Source organism: Streptomyces sp. NPDC093089, from assembly GCF_044754405.1.
GTDB lineage: Bacteria > Actinomycetota > Actinomycetes > Streptomycetales > Streptomycetaceae > Streptomyces.
In genome coordinates this window covers 116,772-130,944 of record NZ_JBIVPA010000021.1, presented here as the reverse complement: position 1 = coordinate 130,944, position 14,173 = coordinate 116,772, and the positions used below count along the sequence as shown (strand labels likewise).

Genomic DNA, 14,173 nt, shown 5'->3' with positions numbered 1-14,173 from the left:
CCGCCGCCCTGGGCGAGGCGACCCGCGACGACGAGGCGATGGCCCTCCAGCTCCCCAGCGACGGCAGCCAGCGCGAACTGCGCTCCATCCTCGACCGGCTCGACGCGGCGGGCATCGAGGCCGACGAACTCACCGTCCACACCCCCGACCTCGACGACGTCTTCTTCGCCCTCACCGGCGACGCCACCATCCCCAGCCAGCCCCACCCCGCCAAGGAGAACGTCCGATGAGCACCCTCTCCCTCGCCGTGCGCGACTCGTCCACGATGCTGCGCCGCAACCTCCTGCACGCACGCCGCTACCCGTCGCTCACCCTCAACCTGCTGCTCACGCCGATCATGCTGCTCCTGCTCTTCGTCTACATCTTCGGAGACGCGATGAGCGCGGGCCTCGGCGGCGGCGGAGGCCGCTCGGCGTACATCGCCTACATCGTCCCCGGCATCCTGATGATGACCATCGGCTCCACCCTCGTCGGCACCGCGGTCTCCGTCTCCACCGACATGACCGAGGGCATCGTCGCCCGCTTCCGCACCATGGCCATCCACCGCGGCTCCGTCCTCTTCGGACACGTCGTCGGCAGCGTCCTCCAGTCCCTCCTGAGCGTCGCCCTCGTCGGCGGCGTCGCCGTCGCCATCGGCTTCCGCTCCACCGACGCCACCGCCCTGGAATGGCTCGCCGCCTTCGGCCTGCTCGCCCTCTTCGCCCTGGCCTTCACCTGGATCGCCGTCGGCATGGGCATGGGCAGCCCGAACGCCGAGGCCGCCAGCAACAGCGCGACCCCGCTGATCCTCCTGCCGCTGATCTCCAGCGCCTTCGTCCCGCTGCACTCGATGCCCGGCTGGTTCCAGCCGATCGCCCAGTACCAGCCCTTCACCCCCGCCATCGAGACCCTCCGCGGCCTCCTCCTCGGCACCGAGATCGGCAACAACGGCTGGATCGCCGTCGCCTGGTGCCTCGCCCTCACCGCCCTCGGCTACGCCTGGTCGAAGTCCCAGTTCGACCGCGACCCCAAGTAAGCCCCATGAGGACACGGGCCCTTGAGCCCACACGCACCACACGCACTGCACAAACCGCACGCACCACACGAACCACCCGAGCAGGCCCCCGACCACCCGGATCCCGACCCACCGGATCCCGACCCCGCGAAGGCCCGTCACCGCCGTCACCCGACGACAGCGACGGGCCTTCGCCGCGTCCGACCCCAGAGCTCCGCGAACTCCGCCAACTCCGCCAACTCCGCCAACTCCACGAACTCCTAGAGATCCGCGAACTCCGCGAGCGCCTCCGTGCGCGTCCGGCGGGCGACCTCCGCCAGGACCGGGTTCGTGACCCGGTAGTAGTGCTCGGTCACCAGGCCCCAGGCCAGGGCCCAGCCCCGCCCGCGCGCCCAGGTCGCGTCGTCGGCCCCGGACTCCTCGCGGAACGCCTCACGCGTCCCGGCGGTCAGCAGGCTCCACGCGGGCATCATGTCGCAGGCCGGGTCGCCGACCCCCAGACCGCCGAAGTCGATGACGGCGCTGAGCCGCCCGTCGCGGGTGAGGAGGTTCCCCGGCAGCAGGTCGGCGTGCACCCAGACCGGCGCGCCCTCCCACTGCGGCAGCCGCAGCACCGACTCCCATGCGGCGGTGGCCAGTTCGGCGTCCACGACGCCGTCGGAGCCCAGGTCGCGGACGGCGCCCGGAAAATGGCCGCCCTCCCACTCGGTGACCGGCCCGCCCCGGAAGGACGCCGGCCCCCCGTTCGCGTCGACGCCCCGCAGCGCCCTCCCGAAGCGGCCCAACTCCACTGCCGCGTGCCCGAGGTCGGAGACCGGCGCGCCGAACGCGTCGCCGCCGTCGAGCCAGCGGTAGACGGACCACGGCAGCGGATACTCCGCGGACCCCTCCGCCCGCCCCACCGGAACCGGCACCTCCAGCGGCAGGTGCGGAGCGAGCACCGGCAGCCACCGCTGCTCCTTCTCCACGTGCCGCGCCGCGTACGGCACCCTGGGCAGCCGCACCACCAGCTCGTCACCGAGCCTGAACATCGCGTTGTCCGTCCCCGCCGACTCCACCGCCCGCACCGGAAGCGCCGCCCACTCGGGGAAACGCCCGGCGACGAGCCGTTCGACGAGCGCGGTGTCGATGTCGAGTTCGTCGGGTTGCATCTTGGTGGCTGCCATGGCGCGGAGGCTAACGGCCGCCCGGGCCGCGCGGCGAGCCGTTTTCCCGCCCGTGCCGAGGGCGGCTCGCGGCCGGGGCCGTAAGGGCCCCGGCCACGGTCCGGCCCCGGTCGCGGTCGCGGTCCGGCCCCGGCCACGGTCCGGCCACGGTCGCAGTCGCAGGCCGCCCCTGCCCGCGGCCGTTACGCGTCGATCGCCTCGCGCCAGGCGCGGACCGCGGCCGGGGAGACGGGGGCGGTCCAGCCGTGGGGGCGGGCGGCGCCGCCGATGTGGAAGGCGGTGAGGCCGGCGGCGCGGAGGGTGGGGAGGTGGTCGAGGCGGAGGCCGCCGCCGACGAGGATCTGGGGTTCGTAGCCGGGTTCGCCTGAGCGGGCGGCCTCGGTCTTGAGGGTGGCGAGGCCGTCGTCGACACCGGTGGCGGAGCCGGCGGTGAGGTAGGTGTCGAGGCCGGGGAGGTCGGCGAGCCGCTTGCGGAGCCCGTCGCGGTCGGCGGCGCGGTCGATGGCGCGGTGGAAGGTCCAGCGGCATCCGTCGAGGACGGCGATCAGCCGCTCGACGGCCACCAGGTCGGGTTCGCCGTCGGGGGTGAGGAAGCCGAGGACGAACTCGTCGGCGCCGGCCGCGCGGAGTTCCCGCGCACGTCCGACCAGGGCGTCGACGTCGCCGGCGGCGAAGCCGTCCGTGAGGCGGAGCATCACGCGCAGCGGGATGTCCACGGCGGCGCGGATCGCGCGGAAGGACGCCGTGGACGGGGTGAGCCCGTCCGCCGCCATGTCGGTGACGAGTTCGAGGCGGTCGGCGCCACCGGTCTGGGCGGCGACCGCGTCTTCCTCGTCGAGGGCGATCACCTCAAGGACTGCACGGTTGCTCATCGAGCCCATTCCTCCACGAATGACGCTTACAGGTCTAGTCCAATGACCAGACTAGCCGTGCGCGTGGCCTCCCGCACCGTGCGTGGCCTCACCAGCTGCGGGAACGGCGGTTCCGCCGGCTCCCGCGGTGACCGTGAAGGCGGCCGTGCGCACCTTGCCCTGGTGCTGGAAGTCCAGGAAGAGACGGTACGTCCCGGCGCTGGGGGCCGTCGCCGTGAAGGAGACGTCGGGGCCGGGGCCGCCCTCGTTCGGGTGTACGTGGAGGTAGGCGAGGTCGCCGTCGCGGAGGGCGACGAGGTGCCCGTACGCCCCGAGGTAGGGCTCCAGGTCGGTGACCGGCTTTCCGGCCTTGGTGACGGTGAGCCGGAGCTCGCCGGCCTTGCCCGGGTCGAGGGTGCCGCCGAGCCGGACCTGGTAGCCGTCGACGGTCGCGGTCGGGGCGACGGCGGGGAGCGGCTTGGGCGCGTACGCGCCGGGGACGGCGAGGTCGGCGCCGAGGGTGACACCCTTGGCGCCGGGCGCGGCGGGCTTGAAGTCGGCGAAGGCCTTGTAGGCGCCGGCGGCGGGGAGGTCCGCGTCGACCGACCAGGTGCCGTCGGCGGCCTTGACCGGGTGCAGGTGGCGGAAGGTGTTGAGGTCGCGCGAGGCGACGATGAAGTGCAGTTCCTTGCCGTGTTCGGTGGTGAAGGCGGTGACCTTGCGGCCGGCCGCGTCCTTGATCGAGAACTTCAGGACGCTCTTGCCGGCGGCGGGGGTGGGGGTCTCCAGGGCGAGGGTGTAGCCGCCCTGGGAGATCTGGAGGCCGCCGGGGAGGTTCGCGGCGGCGGAGGTGTCGGCGGTGGCGCCCCCCTCGTGGCCGGCGTGTCCGTCGGCCGCCGGGCTCTCGGTGGCCGCGGGGGCGGCGGCGTGCTCGCCGTGTCCGGCCTTCGCCGGCTCGTCGACGGGCCCGACCCCCTTGCCGACCCCGTACGCGGTTCCGAAGGTCGCGGCGAGCGCGGCGGCAAAGGCGGTGATCTTCACTCCGGTGTTCATGGCTGCTCTCCCGTGTGCGAGGGGGCGTGAGGGGGCGTGGGCGAGCCGCGTGACCCCTTCGATGCACTTCACCATACCCCTAGGGGGTATCAAGTCAAGTCGGCGATCTGCTTGCGTCGGATACCGCAGGGGGGTATACATGGACTCACGACCAGATACCCCCCGAGGGTATCGGTGAAAGTGGAACCGACCGAGGAGGAAGCCATGGGCTCCTGCTGCACCCCCGACAACAGCTGCTCCACCACGGAGACCGCCGCCGTCGCGGTCGCCGACAGCACCGTCACCGTCTACGCCGTCTCCGGCATGACCTGCGGCCACTGCAGGACCGCGATCACCAACTCCGTCGGCGCGCTCGACGGCGTCATCTCCGTCGACGTCGACGTCGACGGCGGCCTGGTGACCGTGACCACCGGCGGCGAGCCCGACGACGCCGCGATCACCGCGGCCGTCGACGACGCGGGCTACGAGCTGACCGGCCGGGCCTGATCCGCCGCCGGGCCGACCGACGACCACCGGCGTCCCCGTCCCGGTACCCGGCGGTCCGCCCGGCAGGCGGACGACCGCCCGCACCACCCCGGCCGCCGGGGCCCGCCCACCACGCCCGGGCCCCGGCCCCCGAATCCGCTACCCCGAGGAGCAGGAAATGACCACGACCACTCCGGGCACCGCCCAGGTCGAGCTCGCCATCGGCGGCATGACCTGCGCCTCGTGCGCGGCCCGGATCGAGAAGAAGCTCAACCGCATGGACGGGGTCGAGGCCACCGTCAACTACGCCACCGAGAAGGCCAAGGTCACCTTCGACGCCGACATCGACGTCGCCGACCTGATCGCCACCGTCGAGGCCACCGGCTACAGCGCCAAGGAGCCGGAGCCCGAGCGGCCGGCCGCCGCCGGAGCCCCCGAGGGCCCCACCGACGAGGAGAAGGCCGACGAGGAGCTGCGTCCCCTCAGGCAGCGGCTGGTCACCGCCGTCACGCTCGCCGTGCCCGTCATCGCGATGGCGATGGTCCCGGCCCTCCAGATCGAGTACTGGCAGTGGCTGAGCCTCACGCTCGCCGCGCCGGTCGTCGTCTACGCCGCCTGGCCCTTCCACAAGGCCGCCTGGACCAACGCCAAGCACGGCGCGGCCACCATGGACACCCTGATCTCGGTCGGCACGATCGCCGCGTTCCTGTGGTCGCTGTGGGCGCTGTTCTTCGGTACGGCCGGCACGCCGGGCATGACGCACCCCTTCGAGTTCACCATCGCCCGCACCGACGGCGCCGGGAACATCTACCTGGAGGCCGCCGCCGGCGTCACCGCCTTCATCCTGGCCGGCCGGTACTTCGAGGCCCGCTCGAAGCGCAAGGCGGGCGCCGCCCTCAAGGCCCTCATGCAGCTGGGCGCGAAGGAGGTGACGGTCCTCAGGAACGGCCGCGAGGTCACCGTACCGACCGCCGAACTCCAGGTCGGGGACCGTTTCCTGGTCCGCCCGGGCGAGAAGATCGCCACCGACGGCACCGTCGTCGAGGGCTCCTCCGCCGTCGACGCCTCCATGCTCACCGGCGAGTCCGTACCGGTCGAGGTCTCCGTCGGCGACTCCGTCACCGGCGCCACCCTGAACGCCGGCGGCCGCCTGGTCGTCGAGGCCACCCGCGTCGGCTCCGACACCCAGCTCGCCCGGATGGCGAAGCTCGTCGAGGACGCCCAGAACGGCAAGGCCGCCGCCCAGCGCCTCGCCGACCGGATCTCCGCCGTCTTCGTCCCCGTGGTCATCGCGCTCGCGCTCGGCACCCTCGGCTTCTGGCTCGGCACCGGCCAGGGCCTGACCGCCGCCTTCACCGCGGCCGTCGCCGTCCTGATCATCGCCTGCCCCTGCGCCCTCGGCCTCGCCACCCCGACCGCCCTCATGGTCGGCACCGGCCGCGGCGCCCAGCTCGGCATCCTCATCAAGGGCCCCGAGGTCCTGGAGACCACCCGCAAGGTCGACACGATCGTCCTCGACAAGACCGGCACCGTCACCACCGGCCGCATGACCCTCCTCAAGGTCCACACCGCCGACGGCACCGACGAGACCGACGTGCTGCGCCTCGCCGGCGCCCTGGAGCACTCCTCCGAGCACCCCATCGCCCAGGCCGTCGCCACCGGCGCCGCCGCCCGGGTCGGCACCCTGCCCACCCCCGAGGACTTCGCCAACATCCCCGGTCTCGGCGTCCAGGGCGTCGTCGACGGCCACGCCGTCCTCGTCGGCCGCGAGAAGCTGCTCGACGAGTGGGCCATGGCCCTCCCGGCGGACCTCAAGACCGCCAAGGACACCGCCGAGAAGGCCGGCCGGACCGCCATCGCGGTGGCCTGGGACGGCGAGGCCCGCGCGGTCCTGGAGGTCGCCGACGCCGTCAAGGAGACCAGCCCCGAGGCCATCCGGCGACTGCGCGCCCTCGGCCTCACCCCGATCCTGCTCACCGGCGACAACAAGGCGGTCGCCGAGGCCGTCGCCGCCGAGGTCGGCATCGACGAGGTCATCGCCGAGGTCATGCCGCAGGACAAGGTCGCCGTCGTCAAGGGGCTCCAGGCGGAAGGCCGTTCGGTCGCCATGGTCGGCGACGGCGTGAACGACGCCGCCGCGCTCGCCCAGGCCGACCTGGGCCTGGCGATGGGCACCGGGACGGACGCCGCCATCGAGGCCGGCGACCTGACGCTCGTCCGCGGGGACCTGCGGGCCGCGGCCGACGCCATCCGGCTCTCCCGCAAGACCCTCGGCACGATCCGCTCGAACCTCTTCTGGGCCTTCGCCTACAACGTGGCCGCCCTGCCGCTCGCCGCGGCCGGCCTGCTCAACCCGATGATCGCGGGCGCCGCCATGGCCTTCTCCTCGGTCTTCGTGGTCGGCAACAGCCTCCGGCTGCGCGGCTTCCAGGCCGCCGACCGCTGACACCCCCGTCCCGCGAACCCCTGACCACCGATCACCGATCACCGAGGAGCCCGTCGTGGCCGGTTACGGACAGCACAAGGAAGACATCATCAGACGCCTCCGCCGCATCGAGGGCCAGGTCAGGGGGGTGCAGCGGATGGTCGACGAGGACGTCTACTGCATCGACGTCCTCACCCAGGTCTCGGCCATCAACGCGGCCCTGCAGTCCTGCGCGGTGGCCCTGCTGGACGAGCACCTCAGCTGCTGCGTCACGGAGGCCATCGCCCAGGGCGGGGACCAGGCCAAGGCGAAGGTGGGCGAGGCGTCGAAGGCCATCGCCCGGCTCATCCGGACCTGACGGAGCCACGGCGAGACGACACCCCGGCAGCGTCAACCGCCCTTGGGCGAAGGGCAGTCGGCCACGAGCCTGACGCTCAGGCGGAGACAGAGCCCGAGCACCCGGCGGAGGAGCACCAGCTCCACCGAGCCGGGCAGGCCGGGCCCGCAGACCTTCGCGCAGGGGCGGTCGTGCAGCAGGGTCGACATCCCGCCATCGTACCCCTAGGGGGTATACCTGGGGCGGGGAGGCGGCCCGTACGATGAGCCGCCGTCGGACAGGCCGTAGGGGGCGCCCTGCCGACACCGCGAGCCCGGCACGATCGGGAGGGCACCCCGTGGGGGCGTCCCGTCGACGAGCCCGGCGCGATCGACGAGACACCCCCTGAGGGGAAGGGGAGCCACGTGCGCCGGCTGGGAGAGCTGGAGGCCGAGATCATGGACCGGCTGTGGGCCTGGCAGCGGCCCGCCACGGTCCGCGAGGTCGTCGACGACATCAACCGCGGGCGCCGGGTCGCCTACACGACCGTGATGACCGTCGCGGACATACTGCACCGCAAGGGCTGGCTCCGCCGCGAGAAGACCGGCCGGGCCTGGCTGTACGAACCGGTCCGCAGCCGCGAGGAGTACACCGCCGGCCTCATGCGGGACGCCCTCGGCGACAGCCAGGACCGCCCCGCCGCCCTGCTCCGGTTCGTCGAGGCCATCTCGGACGAGGACATGGCCTCCCTCGACGCCGCCCTCCGTGCCGCCCGCGACCCGGCGGGCCGGGGCGACTCGGCGGGCCGGGGCGACTCGGCCGGGGACCGCGCGTGAACCACCACATCCTCGTACCGATCGGACTCGCCCTGCTGACCGGCTTCCTCGTCCCCTGGCTGGTCGCCCCGGCCCGCTGGGCCCAGCAGGCCCCCCGGCTCGCGCTCGCCGTCTGGGCCGCCTGCGGCGCCGCGTTCACCGGCGCGGTCGCCCTGCTGCCCGCCCAGCTCGTCCTGTCGGGGGAGAGCAGCCACCGCCTCACCGACATGGCGCTCACCCTCCGGCCCCCCACGCCGGCGCAGCTGTCCGCCATGGACGGCCGCGAACTGCTCGCCCTCGCGCTCGCCCTCGTCGTCCTCTCGGTACCCGGCGCCGCCTACGTCCGCCGCCTCGCCCGGGCCCGCCGGGTCCGGGTGCGGCACGCGGGGGTGTTACGCCTCGTCGGCCGGTACGACCCAGCCCTGCGCGCCACCGTCCTCGACGACGAGCGTCCCGCGGTCTACTGCCTGCCGGGCCGGTCGCGCCGGGTCGTCGTCTCCTCGGGCGCGGTCGACACCCTCACCCCCGCCCAGCTGGCGGCCGCCCTCGCGCACGAACGGGCCCACATCGCCGGCCGCCACCACCTGCTCGTCGCCGCCTCGGAGGCCTTCGCGGCCGTCTTCCCGCACCTGCCGCTCGCCCGGCGCGGCGGCAGCGCCGTACCGGTACTGCTCGAAATGGCCGCCGACGACCGGGCGTTGCGCCGCTGCACGCGCGACGCGCTGGCCACCGCCCTGTACGCGCTGGCCTCGGGACGGGCCCCGCGGTCCGCGTTCGCCGCAGGCGGCCCCTCGGCCGCGCTGCGCATGCGGCGCATCCTCACCCCGCACAGCGCCGGACACCCCGTGCTCCGCGGCCTGTTCACGATCGCGTCCGCGGGCCTCGCGATGGCCCCCTTGGTCTATGCCTGCTGCTCGTTCCCCCCGTAATGGCGAACGCCGTTATTTACTAAGCGAATTCGTAGATTTCGCATCGGTCACGGGCCGTCGAATTCGCCGCTATCGTGGGTACGTTGGGGCTCGGACTCGGCACGTCGAAGGGTGCACAACCAATGCAGCTCGCTGGCGTTCGCACGGCAGCGGCCGGCGACGCGACGACGATATCCAGACTGCTTGCCGACATCATCCGGAGCAGCTACGCCGGAATACTGGACGAAATCCCTATGCGGCGGCTGATCTCGGCCCAATGCGCCCTCCCCCGCATACGCGCGGAAATTGAAATTCCGGGAGGCGCGCCCGGATGGCTCGGCTGGCTGGTCGCCACGGACGCCGGGGGCGCGGTCGTCGGCGTGGCCGCGGGCGGCGTGCCCGTACCGGGCGAGGGCGAGGTGTACGCGCTCGCCGTCGCACCCGGCTCGCGCCGCACCGGGGTCGGCACGGCCCTGCTCGCCGCCGCGACGGACCGGATGCGCGCCTACGACGCCCGCGAGCAGCGCGTGAAACTCCCGGTCGACGGCGACCCGGCCCTCCCCTTCTACCTCCACCAGGGCTTCACGGCCCTCGCCGACCCGGCCCGCCTCTCCAGACCGCTCCCGTAGGCCCGGCCCCGACCCCGGCCCACCCCTGCTCGCCCTGCCCCGCCGCGCCCCGCCCAGGGGGTCGCCCGGGGCGTGGCAGATCCACGCCATCGCGTGTTCACGCAGCCCGATCCGGTGGATCGGGGCTCCTCCCCCAGGTCACGATGGGTCCAGCGGCGCGGTCCCGGCGGCACGGGTACCTCGTCCGGACGGCACGGACCGAGCGAGCCCCTGGAGGAGCGGATGCACACACCGAGCGGCACTTCCCTGCCCGTCGTGCCCGCAGCGCTCGCGCCGGTCCTGCCGTCCCGATACGACCGCGGCACGGAGCCCGCCCCCGGGGCCGGCGTCCGGGTCACCGCGGACACGCTGCCCGGACTCGAATCCGTCGCCCCCGCCGACGAGGGCTCCGTGTGGCTGCACGACGCCCTGCTCGGCCCGCACAGCGCGGACATCGTCCGGTACCTCGGCCTCGCCCGCTCCACCGGCGGACCCGTCCTCGACCTCGGCTCCGGCGCCGGGCGGCTCGCCGTCCCGTTCGCCCGCCACGGCTTCGCCGTGGAAGCCGTGGACCGGGACGCCTCGGCCCTGGCGCGCCTCGAAGGCTGGGCCCACCGGATCGGCCCGCAGGTGGCCGGGCTCGTCGTCACCCACCGGGCGGACCTCGGCGCGCTGCGTCTCGACGGCAGCTACCGGCTGGCGCTCCTCGCGGGCGCGATGGTCACCGCCGTCCCGCCCTCCCGGCGGCCGGCGCTGCTGCGGGAGATCGCCTCCCACCTGGACACCGGCGGGGCGCTCGCCCTCGACTACACCGCGCACCGGCTGCCGGGGCTGATCGCGGAACCGCAGCGGACCTGGGCCTTCCAGGTGCCCCGCTTCGACGGCATCGACGAGTGGGTGGTGGCCCGGCAGGTCTTCGACCTGCCGTCGATGAGCGAGCGGATCACGTACTACGCGACCCGGACCGGGAAGCTGTCCACGGAGCGGGTCGTGCTGACCACCGACAAGTGGATCGTGGACCCCGAGCGGCTCGCGGCCGAGCTGCACTCGGCCGGCCTGCACGTCGAGGGCCGGCGGCGGCACCGGATCGACGACCGCACCGAGAGCGTCCTGCTCGTGTGCAGGACGGACGGCTGACCGGACGGACGGCCCGACCGGAGAACGGACGGCCGGACAGGACGAACCACAGGCCGGCCGCACCACGGGCCGGACGGCCGAAGGACACCTCACCAGGTTGACGAGCAAGAGGTACGATGCCCACAAACGTTTGAGCCGACCAGATGGCGGCCGGAGAAGAGGGCAGTCGTGGAAGACCTGACGGGCCGCGAGGCGGTGATCCAGCGCCTGCGCGACGTCGGGCTGCGGGTCACGGGCCCGCGCCTGGAGGTGCTCACGGTGCTCGCCGCCGGCGGCCATCTCGACGTCGAGGCGATCACCGCGACGGCCCGCGAGCGGCTCGGCACGCTGACCAGCCAGGCCGTGTACGAGATGCTGCGGCACTTCCAGGAGACCGGCCTGGTCTCCAAGTTCGACCGGCCCGGCCTGCCGGCCGTCTTCGAGGTCTCGGGCCCCGCCCACCAGCACGCCCTGTGCACCGGGTGCGGCCGGGTGGAGAACGTCACCGCGGCCGCGCCCGAGCCGCCCCGCCGCGCCCTGCCCCAGTGGCGGGTGGACGACGCGGAGGTCGTGTTCAAGGGCCTGTGCCCCGACTGTCGGGCGAGCGCCCCCGCCGTCTGAGGAGCGGTCAACTCCGTGCGTGTCGTTCGAATGTGTGGCAGGGTCTAGCGGGGCGATTCATCAGGGGTCCGGTGGGGATCCGAGGGGAGTCTGCTGCGCCGTGTCCAGAAACGCCGCCGTGACCCGCGCGGGGAACGAACGGGCTCTCGCCGTGTACCAGGAGCTCCGGGCCCGCCCCGACGCCGGGTTCGACGAGGTCGCGGACGGTTTCGACCTCTCCGCCGACGAGCGGGAGCGGTGTCGGCGCGAACTCGCCTCCTTAGGACTGACCGCTCCCCGCGACCCCGCCGCCCCGCACGCCCCCGCCTCCGTCGTCGACCCCGACGTCGCCCTGCTGCGGCTGCTGCGCCGCGAACGCGACCGGCTCAAGGACCGGCTCGCCGCCACCAGTCGGGCGCACACCGCGATCGAGGCCCTCGCCGGGCCGTTCCTGCGGGCCGGCGCCGCCCCCCGCTCCGAGGTCGAGGTCGAGATCGTCACCGACCCCCAGCGGGTGCGGCGCGAACTGACGGACCTGACGGACTCGGTCCGTACCGCCGTCCACGTCATGCACACCGGCTCCGTGCGCCGCGAGGAGATGGCCGCCGAGCTGGAGCGGGACCGCTCCCGGGCGGCCCGCGGGGTGCGGATCCGCGCCATGTACAGCCGTCGGGTCGGCACCGTCCCCGAGATGACCCAGCACCTGGCGGACCGGGCCGCGCTCGGCGTGGAGCTGCGGCTCTCCCCCGTCGTCCCGATGAACATGGTCCTCGCCGACGAGAACTTCGCCCTCCTCCCGACGGACCCGCACGACCCGGAGTCGCCCGTCATCCTGGCCCGCGGCCCGGGCCTCGTCCGCTCCTACCTCGCCCTGTACGAGTACTGCTGGCAGGCCGCCGCGCACTACGGCGAGGAGCCCGGCGAGAGCGGCGGCGACGGCCTCTCCGACCAGCAGCGCGCCGCCCTGCACATGCTCGCCTCCGGCATCAAGGACGAGCAGATCGCCCGCAGCCTCGGCGTCTCGCTGCGGACGGTCAGCCGGCTGCTCTCCGAGGTCATGCAGGAGCTCGGCGCGGCCAGCCGCTTCGAGGCCGGCGTCAAGGCCGCCCGGCTCGGTCTGCTCGACGGCGAGGGGCCGGAACCCGGAGCCTAGGACGAGGAGTTCACATGGCACGGCACACGCGCACGCGGCACGGGGGCCCGACCGAGCACACGGGTCGCGCGCACCGCACGGGCCGCACGCACTGCACGACGGACACCCGCCGACCCGCCTGAGACGGTGGGGGCGGGGCGACTCGGAGGATGAGGGGGGTCACTTCGCCATGGTCACTGCGGGCGACGGCATCGGGGACGGGACGGCCGACGTCCTCCTGTCCGTGTACCAGGAGCTGCGCCGCCGGGGCGTCTCGGACTTCGAGGAGGTCCGCAGAGCGCTCGGCCTCGCACCGGAGGAGTACGAGCGATGTCGCGGCGAACTCCTCGCCCTGGGGCTCATCGTGCCGACGGGCCAGGCGCACGCCACCGTCACGGCCCTGCAGGACGGCAGTTGGCGGTCCGAGACGGACACGGTGGCGGCGATCGACCCCGAGATCGCGCTGCTGCGGCTCCTGGAGCGGGAGCGCGAGCGGCTGCGGGAGCACCTGGCCGAGGCCGACGAGGTGTACGGCGCCCTGGAGGTCCTGGCGGGCTCGTACCTGCGCGCGGAGGCGCTGACGCGTGCGGAGGCGCATGTCGAGGCGCTGACCGACTACCGCCGGATCCAGCAGGCCATCGAGGACATCACGGACGTGATGCAGGAGAGTTCGGCGGCGCTGCACCCGGGGACGCCGGGCCGGCAGAACCCGGACCGGATGCTCGACCGGGACCGGCGCCAGGTCGCCAACGGGGTGCGGGTGCGCGCCATCTACGGCCGGCAGGAGGCGACGGACCCGTACATGGAGAAGTTCCTCGGGCAGCGGGCCGAGCTGGGTGTGGAGATCCGGCTGGCGCCGGTCGTCCCGATGAACATGATCATCGCCGACCAGCAGTTCGCCCTGGTGCCGATCCGCCCCGACGAACCGGGCGAGGGCGCGATCCTGGCGCGGGGCAGCGCCCTGGTCCGGCCGTATCTGAGCCTGTACGAGCACTGCTGGCACACGGCGACCCCGTACGGCGTGGAGACGACGACGGAGGCGGGCGGCGACGGCCTGTCCGAGCAGCAGCGGGCGGCGCTGCACATGCTGGCCTCGGGGATGAAGGACGAGCGGATCGCGCGGACGCTCGGGGTGTCGCTCCGGACGGTCAGCCGGATGATCTCGGAGCTGATGCAGGAGCTGGGGGCGACGAGCCGCTTCGAGGCGGGTGCCCGCGCGGTCCGGCTCGGCTGGCTCGACTGAGGCGCCCGGGTTCATCGGGAAGGCCCGGAATCCCTGAATCCCGGAAAACACCGGACCCCGCAATCGTGGCAGCGATTGCGGGGTCGGGCGTCACGGATTCCGGGCGTATTTCCCTGGGAACGGCCTCAGTTGGTGGGGCTGGGGGTGGGCTGCGGCGGGGCGACCGGCCAGCCGTTGTCGTCCGCGACACCGGCGACGGTCTGCGGGACGACGGGGGCGCCCTCGGGCGAGACGGCGAGGGCGGCGCCACCCGCGACGGCCGTACAGGCGACCATCGCGACCAGGAGCTGGCGGACGGCCTTGGTGAGGCGGGTGTTCTGCGCAGCGGACATGATTCCTCCAGGACGTGGAATGTGCGTTCCGCCTTCCGGGGGCCCGTGCCGCCGGGCGTTCCCTGAAGACATCTCCATACTGTCCCGGCCTCGAGAACGAATCCAGGGATCCTCGCTGCGTGGACCCGCCATGGCGTGGATGCGTCAAT

16 protein-coding genes and 1 pseudogene are annotated in these 14,173 nt (G+C 73.7%); 12 read left to right on the top strand and 5 right to left on the bottom strand.

Annotated features, from left to right (window positions below; genetic code table 11):
* Both ACIQFX_RS36110 and ACIQFX_RS36105 read left to right on the top strand, forming a co-directional pair.
* A pseudogene (locus tag ACIQFX_RS36110) lies at positions 1-230 on the top strand (ABC transporter); the annotation flags it as partial.
* Positions 227-1,015 (top strand): ABC transporter permease, encoded by a 789-nt coding sequence (locus tag ACIQFX_RS36105; RefSeq protein WP_402472128.1) that lies wholly within the window; start codon positions 227-229, stop codon positions 1,013-1,015. The pseudogene ACIQFX_RS36110 and the gene ACIQFX_RS36105, both read left to right, overlap by 4 nt.
* 239 nt (positions 1,016-1,254) lie before the next feature.
* On the opposite strand, the gene ACIQFX_RS36100 is transcribed toward ACIQFX_RS36105, so the two are convergent.
* The 3 genes from ACIQFX_RS36100 to ACIQFX_RS36090 form a co-directional block, all read right to left on the bottom strand.
* A complete protein-coding gene (locus ACIQFX_RS36100; RefSeq protein WP_402472125.1) occupies positions 1,255-2,160 on the bottom strand; it encodes an aminoglycoside phosphotransferase family protein in 906 nt (301 codons plus the stop codon).
* Between the two features lie 182 nt (positions 2,161-2,342).
* Complete coding sequence (locus ACIQFX_RS36095) at positions 2,343-3,032, bottom strand: copper homeostasis protein CutC (RefSeq protein WP_402472124.1); 690 nt, start codon at positions 3,030-3,032, stop codon at positions 2,343-2,345.
* A gap of 51 nt (positions 3,033-3,083) precedes the next feature.
* The gene (locus ACIQFX_RS36090) at positions 3,084-4,064 is read right to left on the bottom strand and encodes a hypothetical protein (protein ID WP_402472123.1); all 981 of its coding nucleotides are present in this window, start codon (positions 4,062-4,064) and stop codon (positions 3,084-3,086) included.
* Positions 4,065-4,268: 204 nt separating this feature from the next.
* On the opposite strand from ACIQFX_RS36090, the gene ACIQFX_RS36085 reads away from it, so the two are divergent.
* The 3 genes from ACIQFX_RS36085 (at position 4,269) to ACIQFX_RS36075 (ending at position 7,312) form a co-directional block, all read left to right on the top strand.
* Complete coding sequence (locus ACIQFX_RS36085; protein WP_402472147.1) at positions 4,269-4,550, top strand: heavy-metal-associated domain-containing protein; 282 nt, start codon at positions 4,269-4,271, stop codon at positions 4,548-4,550.
* A gap of 157 nt (positions 4,551-4,707) precedes the next feature.
* A complete protein-coding gene (locus tag ACIQFX_RS36080; RefSeq protein ID WP_402472121.1) occupies positions 4,708-6,975 on the top strand; it encodes a heavy metal translocating P-type ATPase in 2,268 nt (755 codons plus the stop codon).
* Between the two features lie 55 nt (positions 6,976-7,030).
* Positions 7,031-7,312 carry a metal-sensitive transcriptional regulator gene (locus tag ACIQFX_RS36075; RefSeq protein ID WP_384873482.1) on the top strand — a complete coding sequence of 94 codons (282 nt, stop codon included), beginning with the start codon at positions 7,031-7,033 and terminating at the stop codon, positions 7,310-7,312.
* A 32-nt stretch (positions 7,313-7,344) separates the two neighbouring features.
* Here ACIQFX_RS36075 and ACIQFX_RS36070 read toward each other — a convergent pair whose 3' ends face one another.
* Positions 7,345-7,500: a hypothetical protein gene (locus ACIQFX_RS36070; RefSeq protein ID WP_402472118.1), complete on the bottom strand. Its 156-nt coding sequence runs from the start codon at positions 7,498-7,500 to the stop codon at positions 7,345-7,347.
* Positions 7,501-7,695: 195 nt separating this feature from the next.
* On the opposite strand from ACIQFX_RS36070, the gene ACIQFX_RS36065 reads away from it, so the two are divergent.
* The 7 genes from ACIQFX_RS36065 to ACIQFX_RS36035 all read left to right on the top strand — a co-directional run bounded on the left by ACIQFX_RS36065 (position 7,696) and on the right by ACIQFX_RS36035 (position 13,692).
* Entirely contained in the window at positions 7,696-8,106 is a 411-nt protein-coding gene (locus tag ACIQFX_RS36065; protein ID WP_402472116.1) for a BlaI/MecI/CopY family transcriptional regulator, read from the top strand.
* The gene (locus ACIQFX_RS36060; protein ID WP_402472114.1) at positions 8,103-9,014 is read left to right on the top strand and encodes a M56 family metallopeptidase; all 912 of its coding nucleotides are present in this window, start codon (positions 8,103-8,105) and stop codon (positions 9,012-9,014) included. The genes ACIQFX_RS36065 and ACIQFX_RS36060 overlap by 4 nt, the downstream gene beginning before the upstream one ends.
* Positions 9,015-9,247: 233 nt before the next feature.
* Positions 9,248-9,622, top strand: a complete 375-nt coding sequence (locus ACIQFX_RS36055) for a GNAT family N-acetyltransferase (protein ID WP_402472112.1) — start codon at positions 9,248-9,250, stop codon at positions 9,620-9,622.
* A gap of 255 nt (positions 9,623-9,877) precedes the next feature.
* Positions 9,878-10,738 (top strand): SAM-dependent methyltransferase, encoded by an 861-nt coding sequence (locus ACIQFX_RS36050; protein WP_402472110.1) that lies wholly within the window; start codon positions 9,878-9,880, stop codon positions 10,736-10,738.
* Positions 10,739-10,906: 168 nt separating this feature from the next.
* Positions 10,907-11,338: a Fur family transcriptional regulator gene (locus tag ACIQFX_RS36045; protein ID WP_402472107.1), complete on the top strand. Its 432-nt coding sequence runs from the start codon at positions 10,907-10,909 to the stop codon at positions 11,336-11,338.
* Between the two features lie 100 nt (positions 11,339-11,438).
* Positions 11,439-12,470: a LuxR C-terminal-related transcriptional regulator gene (locus ACIQFX_RS36040; RefSeq protein WP_402472105.1), complete on the top strand. Its 1,032-nt coding sequence runs from the start codon at positions 11,439-11,441 to the stop codon at positions 12,468-12,470.
* Positions 12,471-12,639: 169 nt separating this feature from the next.
* Entirely contained in the window at positions 12,640-13,692 is a 1,053-nt protein-coding gene (locus ACIQFX_RS36035) for a LuxR C-terminal-related transcriptional regulator (RefSeq protein WP_402472102.1), read from the top strand.
* Positions 13,693-13,817: 125 nt separating this feature from the next.
* On the opposite strand, the gene ACIQFX_RS36030 is transcribed toward ACIQFX_RS36035, so the two are convergent.
* The gene (locus ACIQFX_RS36030) at positions 13,818-14,024 is read right to left on the bottom strand and encodes a hypothetical protein (RefSeq protein ID WP_402472101.1); all 207 of its coding nucleotides are present in this window, start codon (positions 14,022-14,024) and stop codon (positions 13,818-13,820) included.
* Positions 14,025-14,173: the final 149 nt, after the last annotated feature.

Excerpts from the sequence above, each read along its gene's own strand:
- ACIQFX_RS36105 (WP_402472128.1), top strand. The coding sequence starts at position 227 with ATGAGCACCCTCTCCCTCGCCGTGCGCGACTCGTCCACGATGCTGCGC.
- ACIQFX_RS36100 (WP_402472125.1), bottom strand. The coding sequence starts at position 2,160 with ATGGCAGCCACCAAGATGCAACCCGACGAACTCGACATCGACACCGCG.
- ACIQFX_RS36095 (WP_402472124.1), bottom strand. The coding sequence starts at position 3,032 with ATGAGCAACCGTGCAGTCCTTGAGGTGATCGCCCTCGACGAGGAAGAC.
- ACIQFX_RS36090 (WP_402472123.1), bottom strand. The coding sequence starts at position 4,064 with ATGAACACCGGAGTGAAGATCACCGCCTTTGCCGCCGCGCTCGCCGCG.
- ACIQFX_RS36085 (WP_402472147.1), top strand. The coding sequence starts at position 4,269 with ATGGGCTCCTGCTGCACCCCCGACAACAGCTGCTCCACCACGGAGACC.
- ACIQFX_RS36080 (WP_402472121.1), top strand. The coding sequence starts at position 4,708 with ATGACCACGACCACTCCGGGCACCGCCCAGGTCGAGCTCGCCATCGGC.
- ACIQFX_RS36070 (WP_402472118.1), bottom strand. The coding sequence starts at position 7,500 with ATGTCGACCCTGCTGCACGACCGCCCCTGCGCGAAGGTCTGCGGGCCC.
- ACIQFX_RS36055 (WP_402472112.1), top strand. The coding sequence starts at position 9,248 with ATGCGGCGGCTGATCTCGGCCCAATGCGCCCTCCCCCGCATACGCGCG.
- ACIQFX_RS36035 (WP_402472102.1), top strand. The coding sequence starts at position 12,640 with ATGGTCACTGCGGGCGACGGCATCGGGGACGGGACGGCCGACGTCCTC.
- ACIQFX_RS36030 (WP_402472101.1), bottom strand. The coding sequence starts at position 14,024 with ATGTCCGCTGCGCAGAACACCCGCCTCACCAAGGCCGTCCGCCAGCTC.